Below are 17,292 nucleotides of genomic sequence, written 5' to 3'. Positions count from 1 at the left end.
TGTCCACATGGACAGATCACTCGCCCTCTTGGGGCTCATGAGCACCGGGCCCACGCACGGGTACGACCTCAAGACCCGGTACGACTCGATCTTCGGCTCCGCGAAGGCGATCGCCTTCGGTCAGATCTACTCGACTCTTGCGCGGATGATTCGCGACGGGCTCATCGAGCAGTTGGGGCAGGAGCCCGGCTCGGGTCCGGATCGCAAGCGCTACGCGGTCACGCAGGCGGGACGTGATCGTCTCGCCGAGTGGCTGCGCGAGCCCGACACCCCGTCGCCCACGCTGCAGTCCAACCTGTTCGCCAAGACCGTCCTCGCGCTGGTGCTCCACGACGATGCCGACGCGCTGCTCGACATCCAGCGGCACGCGCACCTGGCGCGCATGCGCGAGCTCACCGCCGCGAAGGCCGGCGCGCCGCTGCTCGACCGTCTCGCCATCGACCATGCGCTCTTTCAGATCGAGGCCGACCTGCGGTGGATCGACCTGACGAGCGCTCGCCTCACCGACATCGACAAGGAGATCCACCGCCATGGCTGATCCCATCATCACCGCCACTGGTCTCACCAAGTCCTTCGGCCCCACCCACGCCCTGCGCGGCATCGACCTGGTGGTCGAGCGCGGAGAGGTGCTCGCCGTCATGGGCCCCTCCGGATCGGGAAAGTCCACGCTCGTGCACTGCCTCGCCGGGGTCATCGCGCCCGATGCCGGCACCGTCGATCTTGACGGCACCGAGCTGACCGCGCTGAGCCCCGACGAGCGGGCCAAGGTGCGCCTGCAGCGCATCGGCTTCGTGTTCCAATTCGGCCAGCTGCTTCCGGACCTCACCGCGACCGACAACGTCGCCCTGCCGCTGCTCATGGCGGGCCGCTCGCGGCGCGCCGCGAATGCCCAGGCGGTCGCGTGGCTCGACAGGCTCGGCCTGGCCGACCAGGCCGACAAGTCTCCGGGTGCGATGTCCGGCGGCCAGGCGCAGCGGGTGGCGATCGCCCGAGCGCTGGTCACGCGTCCCGCGGTGCTGTTCGCCGACGAGCCCACCGGCTCGTTGGACTCCGTCAGCTCGGAAAGCGTGCTCGAGGCGATGCTCGACGTGGTGCGGGAGTCCGGCACCACCGTCGTGCTCATCACCCACGACGCGCGCACGGCCGCATACGCCGACCGCGAGGTCATCGTGCGCGACGGCCTGCTGTCCGGCATGAGTGCGCGGGTGCACACGTGAGGCCCGCCGCTGCGCGCCTGCTGGTGCTGCACGGCGGGGGAGCATATCGACGGCTTGCGGGCATCGTCGGGGGAGTGGCGCTCGGAGTGGGGATGTTGCTGATCCTGCTCGGCGGCTTTCTTCACATGCCGGACCGGGACGCCCGTTCAGCGTGGACGAGCCCCGGCGGCGAGTGGATCGAGGTCACGGACGCGGGCGAGCACATTGTGCCAGAGCCCACGCCCAGCACGATGCTGATGTTCTCGACGAACGACTACTTCGAGGGAGAGACGATCTCCGTCGTGACGACGGCCGCGTCCCCCGACACTGAGGTGACGATGCCCGGCGGACTGACGCCGCCCGCACCGGGCGAGTACTACGCCTCGCCCGCCATGGCCGAGATCATCGACGCGACGCCCCCCGACATGCTCGAACAGCGCTACGGGACGCGCGTCGCGGTGCTGCCTGACGAGATGCTGGCGGGGCCCAGCCAGCGCGCAGTTCTCACGGGAGACGACTGGGACTCGGTCGCGGTCAAGCCGGGGGCACGCCTCATGGACGGGTTCCCCTCCGCGAGCGCGTACAACACGTCGGCCACCTACCGGCTGATCCTTGCGTTGGGAGCGATCGCGATCCTGGTGCCGATCGTGCTGCTCATCTCCATCGTCGGTCAGCTCGGCGCCGCCGAGCGTCGCGACCGCCTCGCGACCGTGCGCCTGATCGGGGCCGGTCGCGGTGCAGTCGCGGCCCTCGCGGCCTGGGAGATGGCAGCAGCGACGGCACTGGGAAGCCTGCTGGGCGTCGGGGTCGCGGCTCTCGTGCGGCCCGGCGCCAGCGTGCTCGTGCTGAACGGCTCGACGTCCTTCGCGGCCGATCTCACCGCCTCGTGGGGATGGACGTTCGCCGTGGTGCTGGCCGTGACCGCGCTGGGCGCGCTCACGGCAGGCTGGCGCGCGTTCTCCGACGATGTCGGGGCACCCGGAGCCACCCGCGAACGCGCAGAGAAGCCCGTGACCGCATGGCGCACGACGACCTTGGTGCTGGGGATCGTGCTGTTCGCGGGATCCGCGTTCGTCGCCATGGAGAGCTCCGCGTGGGCCGAGGTCGCGTCGTACACCTTCCTGCTGGGCTTCGCCATGACGGCCTTCGGGATCGTGATCGCGGGTCCGTGGCTCACCGGGGTGGTGAGCGCCGGCTTCCGCACTGTCGCGTCCAGCGCGCCAGCTGTGGTCGCGGCGGGACGCCTCGCCCGGCACCCGCGCTCGACGTTCCGGTCGGTCGCCGGACTCGTGGTGGCCGTGTTCATCGTCAGCGTCTTCGCGGGTTCCGCCAGCGCCATCGACGAGCTCGTCGAGCCGCGTGACCGGCCTGGGCTGCTGGACCCCCATGCCGTGATGGCGTCGGTCGGACCCGGAGTGGACGCGGCCCAGGTGCGCGAGACGTTGAGCGCAGTGGAGGGCGTCGAGCACGTCGCGATCGGCTTCGCGGCCGAGGGCGAGGACCGCGGAGTCCTCATGAACGTCACGGATGCGCGGGCGATCGGTGCCGTCGACCTGCCCGGGTCGGGCGGAGTGATCCTCGACCTCTTCGGCATGCTCAGCGACACCGGCCTGAGCGGCGTCAGCGTCGATCCCCCTCGCGATGCCCCCGGTCTCGTGCCGGAGCGCGTCACGTCCGTGATTGCCGTGACGGACGGCGCCTCCGCCGCGATCGAACGGGCCCGCACGGCATTGATCGCTCATGCGAACACCGATCTGGCCCCGACCACTCGGGCCGACTACGGGCGCGTGGGCACCGAGGAGCTCACCGACGAGCTCGCGGTGATGGCCTACCTGGGCATGGGCATCGCGATCGGCATCGCGGCGGTATCGCTGGCGGTGGCCACGGCCGCGGCCGCGCTCGACCGTCGGCGCACGTTCGGCCTGCTGCGCCTCGCGGGCATGTCGGTGAGACAGCTGCGGGCGACCATCTCGATCGAGGCCACCGTGCCGCTGCTGGCGACTCTTGTGGCATCGGCCGGTCTCGGGTTCGCGGTGGCGTGGACGCTCATCGAGACGCTCGGCGAAGGTGCGACCGTGGGCTGGCCCGATGAGCGCTACTGGATCGCCATCGCGGCGGCTCTCGCCATCGCGGCCATCGCGGTGACGGGCTCGTTCGGCACGGTCCGCCGCTCGACGGAGATGGCGTCGACCCGCTTCGAGTGAGCCACGACGCGGATGCCCGGCGGTCGCCATCACCGCCGGGCATCCGCATGCGTGGGCTCAGGCGGGTCGGTCGGCGAACGTGCCGCGCTCGTACTGCACCGGCCAGTAGTCAAGCGGCACCGACAGCTCGTGCGCCGCGCGGAGCGCGAAGTGGGGATCGCGCAGGAACTCGCGCCCGGCCATCACCGCATCGGCCTGGCCGGTGGCGACGATGTGCTGAGCGAGCTCCGGATCGGTCACCAGGCCGACCGCGCTCGTCGGGACGTCTGCGCGCTCGCGCACCTCGGCCGCGAACGGCACCTGGTAGCCGGGACCGACGGTGATGCGGGCATTCGGCACGTTGCCACCGGAGGACACGTCGATGAGGTCGGCGCCCGCCTCGCGCAGCCACCGCGACACCGTGACGGTGTCCTCGAGCGTCCAGCCCTCGGGCTCCATCCAGTCCGTGGCGGACAGGCGCACCAGCACCGGCACGTCCTCACCGGCGACCCGCCGCACCTCGGCGAGCACCTCGAGAACGATCCGGGCGCGGTTCTCGAGCGAGCCGCCGTACTCGTCGGTGCGGTCGTTGCTGAGGGGCGACAGGAACTCGTGCAGCAGGTAGCCGTGCGCGGCGTGCACCTCGAGGACCTCGAAGCCGGCGTCGAGCGCGCGGCGAGCCGTCGCGCCGAAGGCGGCGACCGCATCGGCGATCTGGCTGTGCGTCATGGGCTCGGGGTCCGCGAGCCCGGCGAAGGGCAGCGGCGACGGCCCGAGCGGGGTCCAGCCGCCCTCCTCGGGGGTCACCGCGCCGTCGCCCTCACGGCCGCGGTGGGTGGACGCCTTGCGCCCCGCGTGGGCGAGCTGAATGCCGGCCGCGGAGCCCTGGGAGTGGATGAAGGTCACGATCCGCGCCCATGCGTCGCGCTGCTCGTCGTTCCACAGCCCGGTGTCCCACGGTGAGATTCGCCCTTCCGGCAGCACCGCCGTGGCCTCCGCCATCACCAGCCCGGCCCCGCCGCGGGCCATTCCGCCCAGGTGGACCAGGTGCCAGTCGGTGGGCACGCCGTCGCGCTCCTCGACGGAGTACTGGCACATGGGGGCGACCCAGAGGCGGTTGCGGAGGGTGGTGCCGCGCAGGGTCAGCGGCGAGAACAGGGAAGGGGGCGTCATCGATGGCCTTTCGTGTGAATCAGACGTCGACTAAACGCGTGTCTCGCGCAAGGGATTCCTGGGCGGTCTGCTGGGCGGGGGAGGCGGGGCCGGTGCGGTGACGCCGGGACACGTGTCCCGGCAGTCGGGTGAGGGCTCACACGTGAGCCTTCACATTGTGCAAGCGCTATCGCGCCGCAGCTCGCCTCCCTGTTCGTGCGGCGCGAGGCCTTCGTTACGCAATCGTGACGCATCACGGTTGCGGCGGCCCCGAATGTGAGCGCTAATATTCACAACACGGGCCGCATCGCGGCACGCAGGGAAACTACCCCATCCGGCACTGACGCCGGACCAGAACGAGGAGGTTCTTGGTATGAGGAAAAAGTTCTTGTCCACCATCGCATTCGCAGGTGCTGCGGCGCTGACCATGGCCGGCTGCTCGAGCGACGGTGACACCGAGGCGCCCGATGACGCTGCCAACGGCGGCGACACCGGCGGCGACACCACCGAGATGATCACGGTCGGCTTCGCGCAGACCGGTGCTGAGTCGGGCTGGCGTTCGGCCAACACCGAGGCCATGCAGGCGGCGTTCTCCGAGGAGAACGGCTTCGAGCTGGTCTTCAACGCGGCCGACAACGACCCGGCCGCGCAGATCTCGGCCGTGCGTAACTTCATCAACCAGGGCGTCGACGCGATCGTCATCGCCCCCGTGGTGGAGGACGGCTGGGACGACGTGCTCCAGGAGGCACAGGACGCCGACATCCCGGTGATCCTCGAGGACCGCACCGTGACGGCTTCCGAGGACCTGTACGCGGCCTGGGTCGGCCTGGACTTCAAGGCTGAGGGCGTCAAGGCAGGCGAGTGGGTCGTCGACGAGCTCGCTGGCGACGGACCCGTCCGTACGGTCGTGCTGGAAGGCACCACCGGTTCGGCTCCGGCCAACGACCGCGCGGAGGGCTTCAACGAGGCCATCGACGGGTCGAGCGTCGAGATCATCGACTCGCAGACTGGTGACTTCACTCGCGACGGCGGCCGTTCCGTCATGGAGGGCTACATCTCCAACTACGGCGTCGACGGCATCGACCTCGTCTACGCACACAACGACGACATGGGCCTGGGTGCCATCGAGGCGATCGAGGCCGCGGGCGCAGTGCCCGGCGAGGACATCAAGATCGTCACGATCGACGCGGTCAAGGACGGCATGCAGGCGCTGGTCGACGGCAAGATCAACTTCATCGTCGAGTGCAACCCGATGCTGGGTGAGAAGGCTGCCGAGCTGGTCAAGGCAGTCCTGAACGGCGAAGAGGTCCAGCAGGTCAACTACGTCGAGGACCAGTCCTTCACGCAGGAGCAGGCCGCCGAGGTCATCGACGAGCGCACCTACTGATCGCACGGAACCCGTCCGGTGACTGACGTCATCTGACAGCATGTTCCTGTGATTCCCGTCGGGGGGCTGGCTAGTGCCGGTCCCCCGACGGGCCCCACCCACGAGATGTATGAGACGAAGAGGTCCTAACGCATGCCTGCGGACACCGAGGTCCAGCCCATCGTCGAGATGCGCGGCATCACCATCGCATTCCCTGGAGTGCTGGCGCTCGACAGCGTCGACTTCCGGCTCCTCCCCGGCGAGGTGCACTCGCTCATGGGTGAGAACGGGGCCGGCAAATCCACCCTCATCAAAGCCCTCACCGGCGTCTACGCGATTGACAGCGGCACTATCGTCGTCAGCGGTAGCAAGCGCCGGTTCGAGGCCACGGCCGATGCCCAAGAAGCAGGCATCTCGACCGTGTACCAAGAGGTCAACCTCTGCGCCAACCTGTCCGTGGGCGAGAACGTCATGCTCGGCCACGAGAAGCGCGGCCGCACCGGCATCGACTGGCGCGGCACGCACGCGGAGGCAGAGAGGCACCTGAGCAATCTCGGCCTGAAGCTCGACTCGCGGGCGGAGCTCGCCAGCCACTCGATCGCCATTCAGCAGCTCATCGCGATCGCGCGCGCGATGGTGCTCGACGCCAAGGTGCTCATCCTGGATGAGCCCACGTCCAGCCTCGACCGCGGTGAGGTCGAGCAGCTCTTCGGCGTCATCCGGGACCTGCGCGACCGCGGCGTGGCCATTCTGTTCGTCAGCCACTTCCTGGAGCAGGTCTACGAGATCTCCGACCGCATCACGGTGCTGCGCAACGGCCAGCTGGTGGGAGAGCACCTCGTGGCGGACCTGCCCAAGGACGCGCTGGTGGCGGAGATGATCGGTCGCGAGCTGGACGACTTGGCCGCGATCTCCGACCGCGCCGACCGTCAGGTGGACCGCAGCGGCACCCCGGTCGTCAAGGCGACGGGGCTCGGCAAGCGCGGCATGCTCTCGCCTGCCGATCTCGAGGTGTACGACGGCGAGGTCGTGGGCCTCGCCGGTCTGCTCGGCTCGGGACGCACCGAACTCGTGCGACTGCTCTATGGCGCCGACCGCGCCGAGACCGGTGAGGTCTCGGTCAATGGCAAGGTTGCGCGCATTCACAAGCCCCGCAACGCCATCGACCACGGCATCGCCTTCTCCTCCGAGGACCGGCGCGCCGAGGGCGTGGTCGCGGACCTGACGGTCGCGGAGAACATGATCCTCGGCATCCAGGCGCGGCGTGGCTGGCTCAAGCGCGTGTCGAAGGCGGAGCAGGACGCCGTCGTGGGCGAGTACATGGAAGCCCTCGGTGTGCGTCCCGCGAACCCGAACGTGCCGATCGGCAATCTGTCCGGCGGCAACCAGCAGAAGGTGCTCCTCGCCCGCTGGCTCGCGACCGCCCCCGAACTGCTGATCCTCGACGAGCCCACTCGCGGCATCGACGTGGGCGCGAAGGCGGACATCCAGCGCAAGGTCGCCGAGCTGTCCGAAAAGGGACTGTCGGTCATCTTCATCTCATCCGAACTCGAAGAGGTGCTGCGCATCGCCCAGCGAGTCGTGGTGCTCCGTGACCGCAAGGCCATCGGTGAGCTTGACGCTCACGACACCGACTTCGACGGCCTCGTCAACTACATCGCCAACTCCGGCGAAGGGAGGGTCTCGAAGTGAGCATCTTCAAGCACCGCCTGTTCTGGCCCGCCGCAGCGCTCATCACGCTGGTGATCGTCAACACCATTGCGAACCCGAACTTCATTCGCATGCGTTTCCAGGACGGTCAGCTGTACGGCAACCCCATCAACATCCTGCGCGAGAGCGCTCCGCTGATGCTGGTTGCCCTGGGCATGACGCTGGTGATCGCCACCCGCGGAATCGACCTGTCCGTGGGCGCCATCATGGCGGTCTCGGGTGCGGTCGCCCTCACCATCCTCGACGAGTCCGGGGACCCCGGCAGCCTCGGCACGGTGATGATCGCCGTGCTCGTGGCCGTACTGGTGGGTCTGGTGCTCGGGGCGTGGAACGGCTTCCTCGTCTCCGTTCTCGGGATTCAACCCATCATCGCGACGCTGGTGCTGATGCTCGCGGGTCGCGGAGTCGCGCTGCTCATCACCGGCGGCTTCATCACCACCGTCAACAGCGCGCCGTACAAGTTCATCTCGAACGGCTACCTGGTGATCTTGCCCATCGCCTTCTTCATCTGGCTCGCGGCGGTCATCATCGTGAGTGTGCTCGAGCGCCGCACCGCGCTGGGCATGCTCACTGAGTCGGTGGGCATCAACCCCGAGGCCAGCCGGCTTGCTGGTGTGCAGTCCCGCGGCATCATCTGGGGCGCATACATCGCGTCCGGCCTGCTGGCGGGCATCGCGGGCGTGATCTACGCGTCCAACACGATGGCCGCCGATGCCAATTCCGCGGGCTATCTCATCGAGCTCTACGCGATCCTCGCGGTCGTGCTCGGCGGGACGTCCCTCATGGGAGGCAAGTTCTCGATCGCCGGCACGGTGATCGGCGTGCTCACCGTGGAGGCGCTGGACTCGGCGATCCTGTTCCTCGGCGTGCCGCCTGCCCAGAGCCCGGTGTTCTTCGCGGCGGTGGTGATCCTCGTGGTGCTGCTGCAGGCGCCCCGCGTCCACAAGTTCGGGCGCTCGCTCGGTCAACGATTCGGACGGGGCTCCAAGCAGAGCTCCGACGACCGGAAGGAGGTCGCGGCATGAGCGCCACCGACACCACCACCACGGAGGACACGGCTCCCAAGGGCCTCATCGGCACGTTCACGAGCCGCTACGCGTCGGTGCTGCCCACCTTCGCGGCCATTGCGATCCTGATCGCGCTGCTGGTGGGCGCGGAGATCTACTTCGGCAACTTCCTGACGCCGCGCAACATGTCCGCGCTGCTCCTGGACAACGCCTACCTGATGGTCCTCGCCGTCGGCATGACGTTCGTCATCGTCACCGCGGGAATCGACCTCTCGGTTGGTTCGGTCATGGCCTTCACCGGCATCTTCGGCGCAAGCCTCATCGCGGGCGGCGTGCCCGTCGTGATCGCGGTACCGGCGATGCTGGTCTCCGGTGCGGCGATCGGTCTGCTCATCGGAGTGCTGATCCAGTACTTCAACGTGCAGCCCTTCATCGCCTCCCTCGCGGGACTGTTCCTGGGCCGCGGGCTGGCCTACGTGGTGAGCCTGTCATCGATCCGCGTTGAGGACCCGGTCCTGAAGTGGCTCGGGACACAACTCCCCATCGGTGAGTTCTACATCACTCCCACCGGCATCATCGCGTTGCTGACGGTCGCCATCGGAGCGCTCGTGATGCACTTCACGCGCTTTGGCCGCACGGTCTACGCGGTGGGTGGCTCGGAGCAGTCCGCTCGCCTGATGGGCCTCAACGTCGCGCGCACCAAGGTCATGGTGTACGTCATCAGCGGCCTCTGCGGCGGTCTCGCCGGCCTTGTGCTCACCGCTTACACCAACGCCGGATACCCGCGCAACGGCATCGGCACCGAGCTCGACGTGATCGCCATCGTGGTCATCGGCGGCACGCTCCTCAGCGGTGGCCGGGGCTACGTTCTCGGATCGATGATCGGTGTGTTCGTCTTTGGCACCATCAAGACGATCATTTCGTTCATGGGAGCGGAGCAGTCGTGGACCCACATCATCGTGGGCGCTCTGCTGCTGCTGTTCATCGTGGTCCAGCGCGCCATCGTCGCCCGTTCCGACAAATCTAGGTGACGCCTGACCGCATTCCTTCAGGCGATGTGCTTTCGCCCCGTCCGCCGTGCCAGGATGGCTCCGTGGACGGGGCGAAGCCGCTCGTGGAGCTGGAGGGTGCGACGGTGCGCTTTGGCGCGTTCGCGGCCCTTCGCGGCGTCGACTTCCGCATGTACCCCGGCGAGGTGCATTCCCTCATGGGCGAGAACGGCGCTGGCAAGTCCACGCTGATCAAGGCCATCACCGGAGTGCTGCCGCTCGACGAGGGCGCGCTGACGCTCGCGGGCGAGCACGTGTCCTTCGACAACCCCCGGGCCGCCCAGGCGGCAGGGATCTCCACCGTGTATCAAGAGGTGGACCTGCTCGGGAACGTATCGGTCGCGGAGAACATCTGGCTGGGGCGCGAGCCGCGTCGCCACGGACTGATCGACAACAAGGCCATGCGGCGCCAGGCGGCGGAGGTGCTCGACTCCCTCAGCCTCGACATCGACCCCGCCTCGATCCTCGGCAGCCACTCCCTCGCGGTGCAGCAGCTGGTGGCGATTGCGCGCGCGATCTCCACGGATGTGCGCGTGCTCGTGCTCGACGAGCCGACGTCGAGCCTCGATACGGACGAGGTGGCCGAGCTCTTCCGCGTGATCCGCGACCTCAAGCAGCGCGGCGTCGCGATCCTGTTCGTCAGTCACTTCCTCGACCAGGTGTACGAGATCTGCGATCGCGTCACCGTGCTGAGGGACGGCGCGCTGGTGGGGGAATACCGCACCACGGACCTGCTGCGGATCGATCTGGTTCAGAAGATGCTCGGGCGGGACATCGCGGACTTCGCGGCCCGTGAGCGAGTGCTCGAGCCGGACCTGCCGCCCGATCCGTTCCTCAGCGCACGAGGCGTCACCAACGCGCCCGGCATCTCCGAGGCGGACGTCGACGTCGCGGCCGGGGAGGTGCTGGGGATCGCGGGACTGCTGGGCTCCGGGCGGACCGAGCTGTCGCGGGCTCTCACCGGCATGGACCGCCCCCAGGCGGGGGTCATCAGGATCGAGAACCGCGACGTCCGAATCGACTCTCCGCGTCGCGCACTGCAGCTCGGGGTCGTCTACTCGTCCGAGAACCGTCGTACCGAGGGCCTGCTGCCGGAGTTGTCCATCCTGGAGAACATCGTTCTCGCCGTGCAGGCGCAACGAGGCGCGATGCGCCGCATCCCTCCCACACGCCAGCGCGAGCTCGCGATCAGCTGGATCGAGGCGCTGGGCATCCGTCCCGCGGATCCGGACAGGCTGGTGAAGACGCTGAGCGGCGGCAATCAGCAGAAGGTGATGCTCGCGCGGCTGCTTGCGCTCTCTCCGCGGGTACTCGTCCTGGACGAGCCGACCAGGGGAATCGACGTGGGCGCCAAGGTTGAGGTGCAGAACCTCGTGGGAGAGCTTGCGGACAATGGGCTCGCGGTGATGTTCATCTCGGCCGAGCTGGAAGAGGTGCTGCGTGTGGGCGACCGCGTCGCGGTCCTCCGGGAGGGCCGCATCGCCGAGACGGTCGCCGCCGACACCCTCAACGCCGATTCTCTGCTGGCGCTGGTCGCACAGCCGGATCTGCCGGAAGCCTGAGGGGATACACGTGGCGCAAGAGAAACCGGCCCGCGCGGCGAACATCTTCGATGTCGCCCGTCTCGCTGGCGTGTCCCATCAGACGGTGTCGCGTGTGATCAATGGGCTGCCGAATGTCCGCCCCGCCACCAAAGAGCGCGTCGAGCAGGCGATGAAGCAGCTGCGGTACAGCCCCTCGCCTGCCGCGCGGGCGCTCGTGACCCGGCGTACGCGCACCATCGGCCTCATCACCTCGGGCTCGGTCGACTACGGCCCCAGCTCGATCGCGATGCACTTCAACAGGGCAGCTCGCGACGCTCGCTACAGCGTCGACACCGTGTCGACGGGTGAGCGCGACCCCGAGACCGCCAAGAGGGCGGTGGAGGCGCTGCTGCGCCAGCGGGTCGACGCGGTGGTGGCGGTCGTCAACGACGCCGAGGTGCTCGAGATGGTGCGCGCTCTCGACATCGGTGTGCCGCTCGTCGTCGCGGCGTCTGCGGCGCGACGCGGTCCGCAGTTCGTCTCCATCGACCAGTACCGCGGCGCCAGGGCTGCCGTCCGCCACCTGGCCGAACTGGGGCACTCCCGGATCCTGCACCTTGCCGGGCCGGAGCAGTCGACGGACGCGATCGAGCGCGTGCGCGGTTGGCGCGACGAGCTGGCTGCCCGCCGTCTCGAGGCGGGGGAGGTTCCCCACGGGGACTGGACGGCGGAGTCGGGCTTCGTGATCGGCGCCGACCTGGACGTGACCAGCGGCTCATCTGTGTTCGTGGGGAACGACCAGATGGCGATCGGGCTCATGTCGGCACTGCGTCGCCGCGGCCTGCTCGTGCCGGACGACGTGAGCATCGTGGGGTTCGATGACATTCCCGAGGCGGCGTACCTCGACCCGCCGCTCACCACCGTGCGCCAGGACTTCGCGTCGCTGGGTCAGATGATGATGCAGAAGGTGCTGGTCGCGTTGGAAGAGGGCACTGACCAGTCCTCGGACACACCGCTGCCGACGACGCTGCTGGTGCGCGAGTCGACCCGCGAACTCACGCACGACTGACCCTGTCCGGCACTCATGGTCGCCTTGGCGCCGTGTTCGCCCCGTGTCCGGCACTCAGTGTCGCGTCCTCGCTCAGCTGCACCGGCATCGGCCGCACCTCGTCCCGGAGCGTGCCCATGCGCTCGTCGAGGGTCGCGGCCAGGCGCGCCGCATCCGCGAGTTCGTCGGCGAGCGCCTGAGGCATGTCGTCGCGGTACTTGTAGAAGAGCTTGTGCTCGATGCTCGCCCAGAAGTCCATCGCCATGGTGCGGATCTGCAGCTCGACGGTGATGTGCTCCGTCGTGGCGGACAGGAACACGGGGACCTGCACGATCAGGTGGAGCGATCGGTAGCCGTTGGGCTTGGGCCGTGCGACGTAGTCCTTGATGGTCACCACGGTCAGGTCCGGTTGGTGGGCGAGCATGTCCGCGACCCAGTACAGGTCCGAGACGAACGTCGCCGTGATGCGGATGCCCGCGATGTCCGCGAGGGTCGCCCGCACCTCATCGACGGTGGGTTCGCAGCCGAGCCTCTCGGCCTTGGCGATGATGCTGTCGACGCTCTTGAGGCGCGAGCGCACGTGCTCGATGGGGCTGTAGTCGTGACTGCGCTCGAACTCGCGTCGCAGGATGTCGACCTTGGTGAGCACCTCGTCGATGCCGAACTGATAGAGGTCGCGCAGGTGCGCGAGGTCCTCGCGCGCCTGGGGCGTGGTGTTCAGCGCGCTGTCCGCGCCCTCGCCTGAATCGACGTCTCCGGCACCGTGCACGGGTCCTGCCTCCAGTCTGGGGACGTGGGATTGTCGGGGAGCTGTTCGGTCAACGTGCGGCGGGCCGGCAACGTCCCAGCGTCGAGCGCGTGGCGAGGGTCTCCATCCTCACCGTGGCAGACCCGTCACCGGGCGCAGCACGCGGCCTCCCCCTCGGGGGTGCTCGCCGCCAGGGTGGCGAGCAGCTGCACCGGCGCCGCGACGGACTCGCAGCACAACGTGTAGACGTTCGACCGCCCGCGCGGCGTGACGGTCACGAGCCCGTGCTCCCGCAGCGGGGCGAGGTGATGGCTCACCAGCGTCTGGCTGAGCCCGGTCGCATCCGTGAGTTCGCGGACCGTATGCGGCTCGTCGGCGAGCAGCAGCGCCAACTGCAGTCGCGTGGGATCGCCGAGGGCGCGCAGCACCGGGGCCAGCGCGCGGGCGCGCTCGACCAGCTGCTCGGTTCCGGAATCCTGCTGGAGCGCTACCCCGATCATCGTGTCCATCGCCCCAGTATGCCATGCTCCTCTTGCTATCAACAGCGGATGCTGTTATTAATAACTCAGTTGCTCACAAAGGAGAAGAAGAGATGACAGCACTGGACTCGACCACCGCGCAGGGCCTGCCTGTGGTGATCATCGGCGCCGGGCCTGTGGGGCTCGCGGCAGCCGCTCACGCGATCGAGCGCGGCCTCGACCCGATCGTGCTCGAGTCGGGACGGCACGCAGGGTCCTCGGTGCGCGAATGGGCGCACATCTCCCTGTTCTCTCCGTGGCGATTCGACACGGATGCCGCCGCCCGGCGACTGCTCGCGCGTCACGGATGGGACGAGCCCGCGGGCGACGAGGTGCCCACCGGCGGTGACCTGGTGGAGCGCTATCTGCAGCCGCTGTCCGAGGTGCCCGAGCTCGCGGGACGCATCCGCTACGGAGCGCGGGTGCTCAGCGTCTCGCGGGCCGGCATCGACAAGACCCGCTCGATCGGGCGCGAGCAGCACCCGTTCGTGGTGCGGGTGCAGACGGCTGTCGGTGTCGAGGACGTGTTCGCTCGGGCGGTCATCGACGCCTCAGGCACCTGGCACACGCCAAGCCCGCTGGGCGCGATGGGCATCCCTGCCGCCGGCGAGAGCGAGGCCTCCGAGTGGCTGGTCGGCGGGTTGCCGGACGTGCTGGGCGAGGACCGCGCTCGTTTCGCAGGCAAGCGCACGCTGGTGGTGGGGCTCGGACACTCCGCGGCGAACACCCTGCTCGCGCTCGTGGACCTCGCTCACGAGGCTCCTGGAACCGAGATCGTCTGGGCGATACGAGGGGACTCGCCCCAGCGTCTGTACGGCGCGGGAGCGGCCGACGAGCTCCCCGAGCGCGGCGCTCTCGGCACGCGGCTCGAGTCGGCGGTCGAGGCCGGCGACATCAGGCTGCTTCGCCGCTTCGAAGTCGCGTCTCTCACGACCGCCCCCGGCGGCCGCGTCGCGGTGACGGCGACCGGGCCGGAGGGCGACCAGACCGTGACGGTCGATGCGGTCGCGGCGGCCACCGGCTTCCGGCCGGATCTCGACATGACTCGTGAGCTCCAGCTCGACCTGGATTCGACGACCGAGTCGCCCTCCCGCCTCGCGCCTCTCATCGACCCGAACTTCCACAGTTGCGGCACGGTCGAGCCGCACGGCGCCGACGTGCTGGCTCACCCGGAGAAGGATTTCTATGTGGTCGGGATGAAGAGCTACGGGCGCGCGCCCACCTTCCTGCTGGCCACGGGGTACGAGCAGGTCCGTTCCGTGGTGGCGGCGATCGCGGGCGACCACGAGGCGGCGGGCCGCGTCGAGCTCGCGCTGCCCGAGACAGGCGTGTGCTGCTCGACGCCGGGCGCCAGCCAGCCTGCGCTGACGTCCGGATTTGCCACCGGAATGGCGCACGGTCGCAGCGGAGAGGGCCAGGACGCACCGGTCGCGATTCCGGCCGCAGCCACCCTTCTTCAGGTGCGTGAGGTGACCGCGTCGCAGGACGCGTGCTGCAGCTAGGCGAACCGTCGACGGTACGTGGCCGTGGCCGCCACGATCGCGATTGCGAGCAACCCCCCGCACCAGGCCAGAGCGACGGCGAGGTCCATGCCGAGCGGCTGCTCGTCGAGCAGCGCGCGCACGGCGTCGACGATCGCGGTCACGGGCTGGTGCTCCGCGAACGCGCGAACGGGTCCCGGCATCGTCTCCGTGGGCACGAACGCGGAACTCAGGAACGGCAGGAAGATCAGGGGATAGGCGAAAGCGCTCGCGCCGTCGACGGTGCTCGCGGTCAGTCCGGGGATGACCGCGAGCCACGTCAGCGCGAGGGTGAGAAGCACGAGCAAACCGGCGACGGCCAGCCAGGCAGCGAGCCCTGCGGTGGAGCGAAAGCCCAGCCCCACGGCCACGCCGACCACGACCGCGAGAGAGATAGCGGTCGAGACCACCGAGGTCAGCACGTGCGCCCACAGCACGGACGACCGCGCGATGGGCATGGACCGGAACCGCTCCACGATGCCGTTGCTCATGTCCATGAACAGCCGGAACGCCGTGTAGCTGATGCCCGTGGCGATGGTTACGACCATCACGCCGGGAAGCAAGTAGTCGACGTACGGTTCCGTGCCGGCGTCGATCGCGCCGCCGAACACGTAGACGAAGAGCAGCAGGAAGGCGATGGGCATCAGCGCCGTCGTGATGATGGTGTCCGGGCTGCGCCACACGTGGCGCAGCGAGCGCCCCAGCAGCACGCCGGTGTCGGCGAGCAAGTGGCGGTTCATGGCTGCTCCCTCTGGGACGGGCCGGTGTCGCCGACGATGGCGAGGAATACCTCTTCGAGAGTGGGCTGCTTCTCGACGTATTCCACGGTCGCGGCCGGCAGCAGCCGCTTGACCTCGGCGAGAGTGCCGTCGACCACGATGCGGCCGTGATGGAGGATGGCGATGCGGTCCGCGAGCCGCTCGGCCTCCTCGAGGTGCTGCGTGGTGAGCAGCACCGTCGTGCCCCGCTTCGCGAGGGCCTCGATGGCCTCCCACACCTCGATCCGGGCGTGCGGGTCGAGGCCCGTGGTCGGCTCGTCCAATACGATCACCGGCGGGTCGCCGACGAGGCTCATGGCGAGGTCGAGCCGGCGTCGCATCCCTCCGGAGTACGTCGACACCGCCCTGGAGCCCGCGTCCGTGAGCGAGAACCGCTCGAGCAGGCCATCGGCGACCGTGCCGGGGCCGTCCAGGTGACGCAGCCGCGCGATCATCACCAGGTTCTCGCGCCCGGTGAGAATCTCGTCCACCGCCGCGAACTGGCCGGTGAGGCTGATCGACTCGCGCACGCCGCCCGGCTGCGACGAGACGTCGAACCCGTGCACGGTGGCTGTGCCCGCATCGGCCGTCAGCAGGGTGGAGACGATGCGCACGAGGGTGGTCTTGCCCGCCCCGTTCGAGCCGAGCAAGGCGACGATGCTCCCGCCCGCCACGTCGAGGTCGACGCCGCGCAGCACGGCAAGCTTGCCGTAGGACTTCTCCACTCCCCGCAGGTGGATCGCCGGGGGAGCATTCACCGGGGCCGGCGCGGCGCTCACGGCTCCTCGCTCTCGGCCTGCTCGATCGCCGCCGCGAGCCGCTCCCGCTCCTTGCGAATCCAGCCCCCCCCGCCGTAGTTCTCCATGAACGTCTCGACGAAGTCGACCGGGTCCGCGCCCACGACGTCGCGGATGGGAGTGCCCGCATCCGCGCTCATCTCGAGCAGGTCCGCGAGGTCATGCAGCATCGTCACCAGGCTCTTGCCGTCCCCCGTGGGGCCGATGTTCATGAGGTATCTCTCGAGTGCGAGAGCCGTGTGTCGATACCCGGCGGGCAGCTGCTTGACGCGCTGTCGGTACTCGCGGTACCGCTTCTTGTCGCCGAGATCCCCGGTGACCTTCTCAATCCATCGTGCGGCCATGATCACTTCCCTTCGTTGTGGAGCTGTGCGAGCCGGTCCGAGAGGAAGCTCCACGTCCTCCAGAAGTCCTCGAGGTACTCGGCGCCTCGAGCGTTGAGCGAGTACACCTTGCGCGGCGGGCCCTTCTCCGAGGGCACCTTGTCGACGTCGACGAGGCCGCGCTGCTCGACCCTGACCAGCAGGGCGTACACGGTGCCCTCGGCGATGTCGGTGAAGCCCTGCTCACGCAGGCGGGCGGTGATCTCGTATCCGTAGGCCGAGTTCACGGCCAGAATCGCGAGCACGATTCCCTCGAGCGTGCCCTTGAGCATCTCCGTCATCTGCTTGCCCATGGCCGCCTCTCGTTGCTACTCAGCGTTACTTACTACCAGTA

At 68.9% G+C, this 17,292-nt stretch carries 17 protein-coding genes; 10 read left to right on the top strand and 7 right to left on the bottom strand.

Annotation, left to right across the window (positions count from 1 at the left end):
- The first annotated feature begins 7 nt into the window (after positions 1-7).
- The 3 genes from ACNI14_RS04240 to ACNI14_RS04230 are packed head-to-tail and all read left to right on the top strand — an operon-like array spanning position 8 to position 3,400.
- Positions 8-538 (top strand): PadR family transcriptional regulator, encoded by a 531-nt coding sequence (locus tag ACNI14_RS04240; protein ID WP_420518732.1) that lies wholly within the window; start codon positions 8-10, stop codon positions 536-538.
- The gene (locus ACNI14_RS04235) at positions 531-1,217 is read left to right on the top strand and encodes an ABC transporter ATP-binding protein (protein WP_420518731.1); all 687 of its coding nucleotides are present in this window, start codon (positions 531-533) and stop codon (positions 1,215-1,217) included. The genes ACNI14_RS04240 and ACNI14_RS04235 overlap by 8 nt, the downstream gene beginning before the upstream one ends.
- Positions 1,214-3,400: an ABC transporter permease gene (locus tag ACNI14_RS04230; RefSeq protein WP_420518730.1), complete on the top strand. Its 2,187-nt coding sequence runs from the start codon at positions 1,214-1,216 to the stop codon at positions 3,398-3,400. Before ACNI14_RS04235 ends, ACNI14_RS04230 begins: the two co-directional genes overlap by 4 nt.
- Positions 3,401-3,457: 57 nt before the next feature.
- On the opposite strand, the gene ACNI14_RS04225 is transcribed toward ACNI14_RS04230, so the two are convergent.
- Complete coding sequence (locus ACNI14_RS04225; protein ID WP_420518728.1) at positions 3,458-4,552, bottom strand: NADH:flavin oxidoreductase/NADH oxidase; 1,095 nt, start codon at positions 4,550-4,552, stop codon at positions 3,458-3,460.
- A 352-nt stretch (positions 4,553-4,904) separates the two neighbouring features.
- Here ACNI14_RS04225 and ACNI14_RS04220 point away from each other — a divergent pair, with 352 nt between their 5' ends.
- The 6 genes from ACNI14_RS04220 (at position 4,905) to ACNI14_RS04195 (ending at position 12,255) form a co-directional block, all read left to right on the top strand.
- Positions 4,905-5,918, top strand: coding sequence for an ABC transporter substrate-binding protein (locus ACNI14_RS04220; protein ID WP_420518727.1), 1,014 nt, complete (start codon positions 4,905-4,907; stop codon positions 5,916-5,918).
- Positions 5,919-6,050: 132 nt separating this feature from the next.
- Entirely contained in the window at positions 6,051-7,589 is a 1,539-nt protein-coding gene (locus tag ACNI14_RS04215; RefSeq protein WP_420518726.1) for a sugar ABC transporter ATP-binding protein, read from the top strand.
- Entirely contained in the window at positions 7,586-8,632 is a 1,047-nt protein-coding gene (locus tag ACNI14_RS04210) for an ABC transporter permease (protein ID WP_420518724.1), read from the top strand. The genes ACNI14_RS04215 and ACNI14_RS04210 overlap by 4 nt, the downstream gene beginning before the upstream one ends.
- The gene (locus ACNI14_RS04205) at positions 8,629-9,645 is read left to right on the top strand and encodes an ABC transporter permease subunit (RefSeq protein ID WP_420518722.1); all 1,017 of its coding nucleotides are present in this window, start codon (positions 8,629-8,631) and stop codon (positions 9,643-9,645) included. Before ACNI14_RS04210 ends, ACNI14_RS04205 begins: the two co-directional genes overlap by 4 nt.
- Positions 9,646-9,707: 62 nt before the next feature.
- Positions 9,708-11,225 (top strand): sugar ABC transporter ATP-binding protein, encoded by a 1,518-nt coding sequence (locus ACNI14_RS04200; RefSeq protein WP_420518721.1) that lies wholly within the window; start codon positions 9,708-9,710, stop codon positions 11,223-11,225.
- 10 nt (positions 11,226-11,235) lie between these two features.
- The gene (locus ACNI14_RS04195; RefSeq protein WP_420518720.1) at positions 11,236-12,255 is read left to right on the top strand and encodes a LacI family DNA-binding transcriptional regulator; all 1,020 of its coding nucleotides are present in this window, start codon (positions 11,236-11,238) and stop codon (positions 12,253-12,255) included.
- 13 nt (positions 12,256-12,268) lie between these two features.
- Here ACNI14_RS04195 and ACNI14_RS04190 read toward each other — a convergent pair whose 3' ends face one another.
- Together ACNI14_RS04190 and ACNI14_RS04185 are read right to left on the bottom strand one after the other, a co-directional pair.
- Complete coding sequence (locus ACNI14_RS04190) at positions 12,269-13,003, bottom strand: GTP pyrophosphokinase (protein ID WP_420518719.1); 735 nt, start codon at positions 13,001-13,003, stop codon at positions 12,269-12,271.
- Between the two features lie 125 nt (positions 13,004-13,128).
- On the bottom strand, positions 13,129-13,491 hold the full coding sequence (locus tag ACNI14_RS04185) for an ArsR/SmtB family transcription factor (RefSeq protein ID WP_420518717.1): 363 nt from the start codon (positions 13,489-13,491) through the stop codon (positions 13,129-13,131).
- An 83-nt stretch (positions 13,492-13,574) separates the two neighbouring features.
- Between ACNI14_RS04185 and ACNI14_RS04180 the strand changes: the two genes are divergently transcribed.
- Complete coding sequence (locus ACNI14_RS04180) at positions 13,575-15,002, top strand: FAD-dependent oxidoreductase (RefSeq protein ID WP_420518716.1); 1,428 nt, start codon at positions 13,575-13,577, stop codon at positions 15,000-15,002.
- On the opposite strand, the gene ACNI14_RS04175 is transcribed toward ACNI14_RS04180, so the two are convergent.
- The 4 genes from ACNI14_RS04175 to ACNI14_RS04160 are packed head-to-tail and all read right to left on the bottom strand — an operon-like array spanning position 14,999 to position 17,251.
- Positions 14,999-15,760 (bottom strand): ABC transporter permease, encoded by a 762-nt coding sequence (locus ACNI14_RS04175; protein WP_420518715.1) that lies wholly within the window; start codon positions 15,758-15,760, stop codon positions 14,999-15,001. The genes ACNI14_RS04180 and ACNI14_RS04175 overlap by 4 nt on opposite strands.
- Positions 15,757-16,557 carry an ABC transporter ATP-binding protein gene (locus tag ACNI14_RS04170; RefSeq protein ID WP_420518713.1) on the bottom strand — a complete coding sequence of 267 codons (801 nt, stop codon included), beginning with the start codon at positions 16,555-16,557 and terminating at the stop codon, positions 15,757-15,759. Before ACNI14_RS04170 ends, ACNI14_RS04175 begins: the two co-directional genes overlap by 4 nt.
- Complete coding sequence (locus tag ACNI14_RS04165; protein ID WP_420518712.1) at positions 16,554-16,919, bottom strand: DUF1048 domain-containing protein; 366 nt, start codon at positions 16,917-16,919, stop codon at positions 16,554-16,556. The genes ACNI14_RS04170 and ACNI14_RS04165 overlap by 4 nt, the downstream gene beginning before the upstream one ends.
- 2 nt (positions 16,920-16,921) lie before the next feature.
- A complete protein-coding gene (locus ACNI14_RS04160; RefSeq protein WP_420518711.1) occupies positions 16,922-17,251 on the bottom strand; it encodes a PadR family transcriptional regulator in 330 nt (109 codons plus the stop codon).
- Positions 17,252-17,292: the final 41 nt, after the last annotated feature.

The organism is Demequina pilifera (assembly GCF_048814985.1).
Classification (GTDB): domain Bacteria; phylum Actinomycetota; class Actinomycetes; order Actinomycetales; family Demequinaceae; genus Demequina.
This window is presented reverse-complemented; position numbering and strand designations above follow the sequence as displayed.

Excerpts from the sequence above, each read along its gene's own strand:
- ACNI14_RS04175 (WP_420518715.1), bottom strand. The coding sequence starts at position 15,760 with ATGAACCGCCACTTGCTCGCCGACACCGGCGTGCTGCTGGGGCGCTCG.
- ACNI14_RS04235 (WP_420518731.1), top strand. The coding sequence starts at position 531 with ATGGCTGATCCCATCATCACCGCCACTGGTCTCACCAAGTCCTTCGGC.
- ACNI14_RS04160 (WP_420518711.1), bottom strand. The coding sequence starts at position 17,251 with ATGGGCAAGCAGATGACGGAGATGCTCAAGGGCACGCTCGAGGGAATC.
- ACNI14_RS04225 (WP_420518728.1), bottom strand. The coding sequence starts at position 4,552 with ATGACGCCCCCTTCCCTGTTCTCGCCGCTGACCCTGCGCGGCACCACC.
- ACNI14_RS04165 (WP_420518712.1), bottom strand. The coding sequence starts at position 16,919 with ATGGCCGCACGATGGATTGAGAAGGTCACCGGGGATCTCGGCGACAAG.
- ACNI14_RS04205 (WP_420518722.1), top strand. The coding sequence starts at position 8,629 with ATGAGCGCCACCGACACCACCACCACGGAGGACACGGCTCCCAAGGGC.
- ACNI14_RS04220 (WP_420518727.1), top strand. The coding sequence starts at position 4,905 with ATGAGGAAAAAGTTCTTGTCCACCATCGCATTCGCAGGTGCTGCGGCG.
- ACNI14_RS04185 (WP_420518717.1), bottom strand. The coding sequence starts at position 13,491 with ATGGACACGATGATCGGGGTAGCGCTCCAGCAGGATTCCGGAACCGAG.
- ACNI14_RS04215 (WP_420518726.1), top strand. The coding sequence starts at position 6,051 with ATGCCTGCGGACACCGAGGTCCAGCCCATCGTCGAGATGCGCGGCATC.
- ACNI14_RS04240 (WP_420518732.1), top strand. The coding sequence starts at position 8 with ATGGACAGATCACTCGCCCTCTTGGGGCTCATGAGCACCGGGCCCACG.
- ACNI14_RS04180 (WP_420518716.1), top strand. The coding sequence starts at position 13,575 with ATGACAGCACTGGACTCGACCACCGCGCAGGGCCTGCCTGTGGTGATC.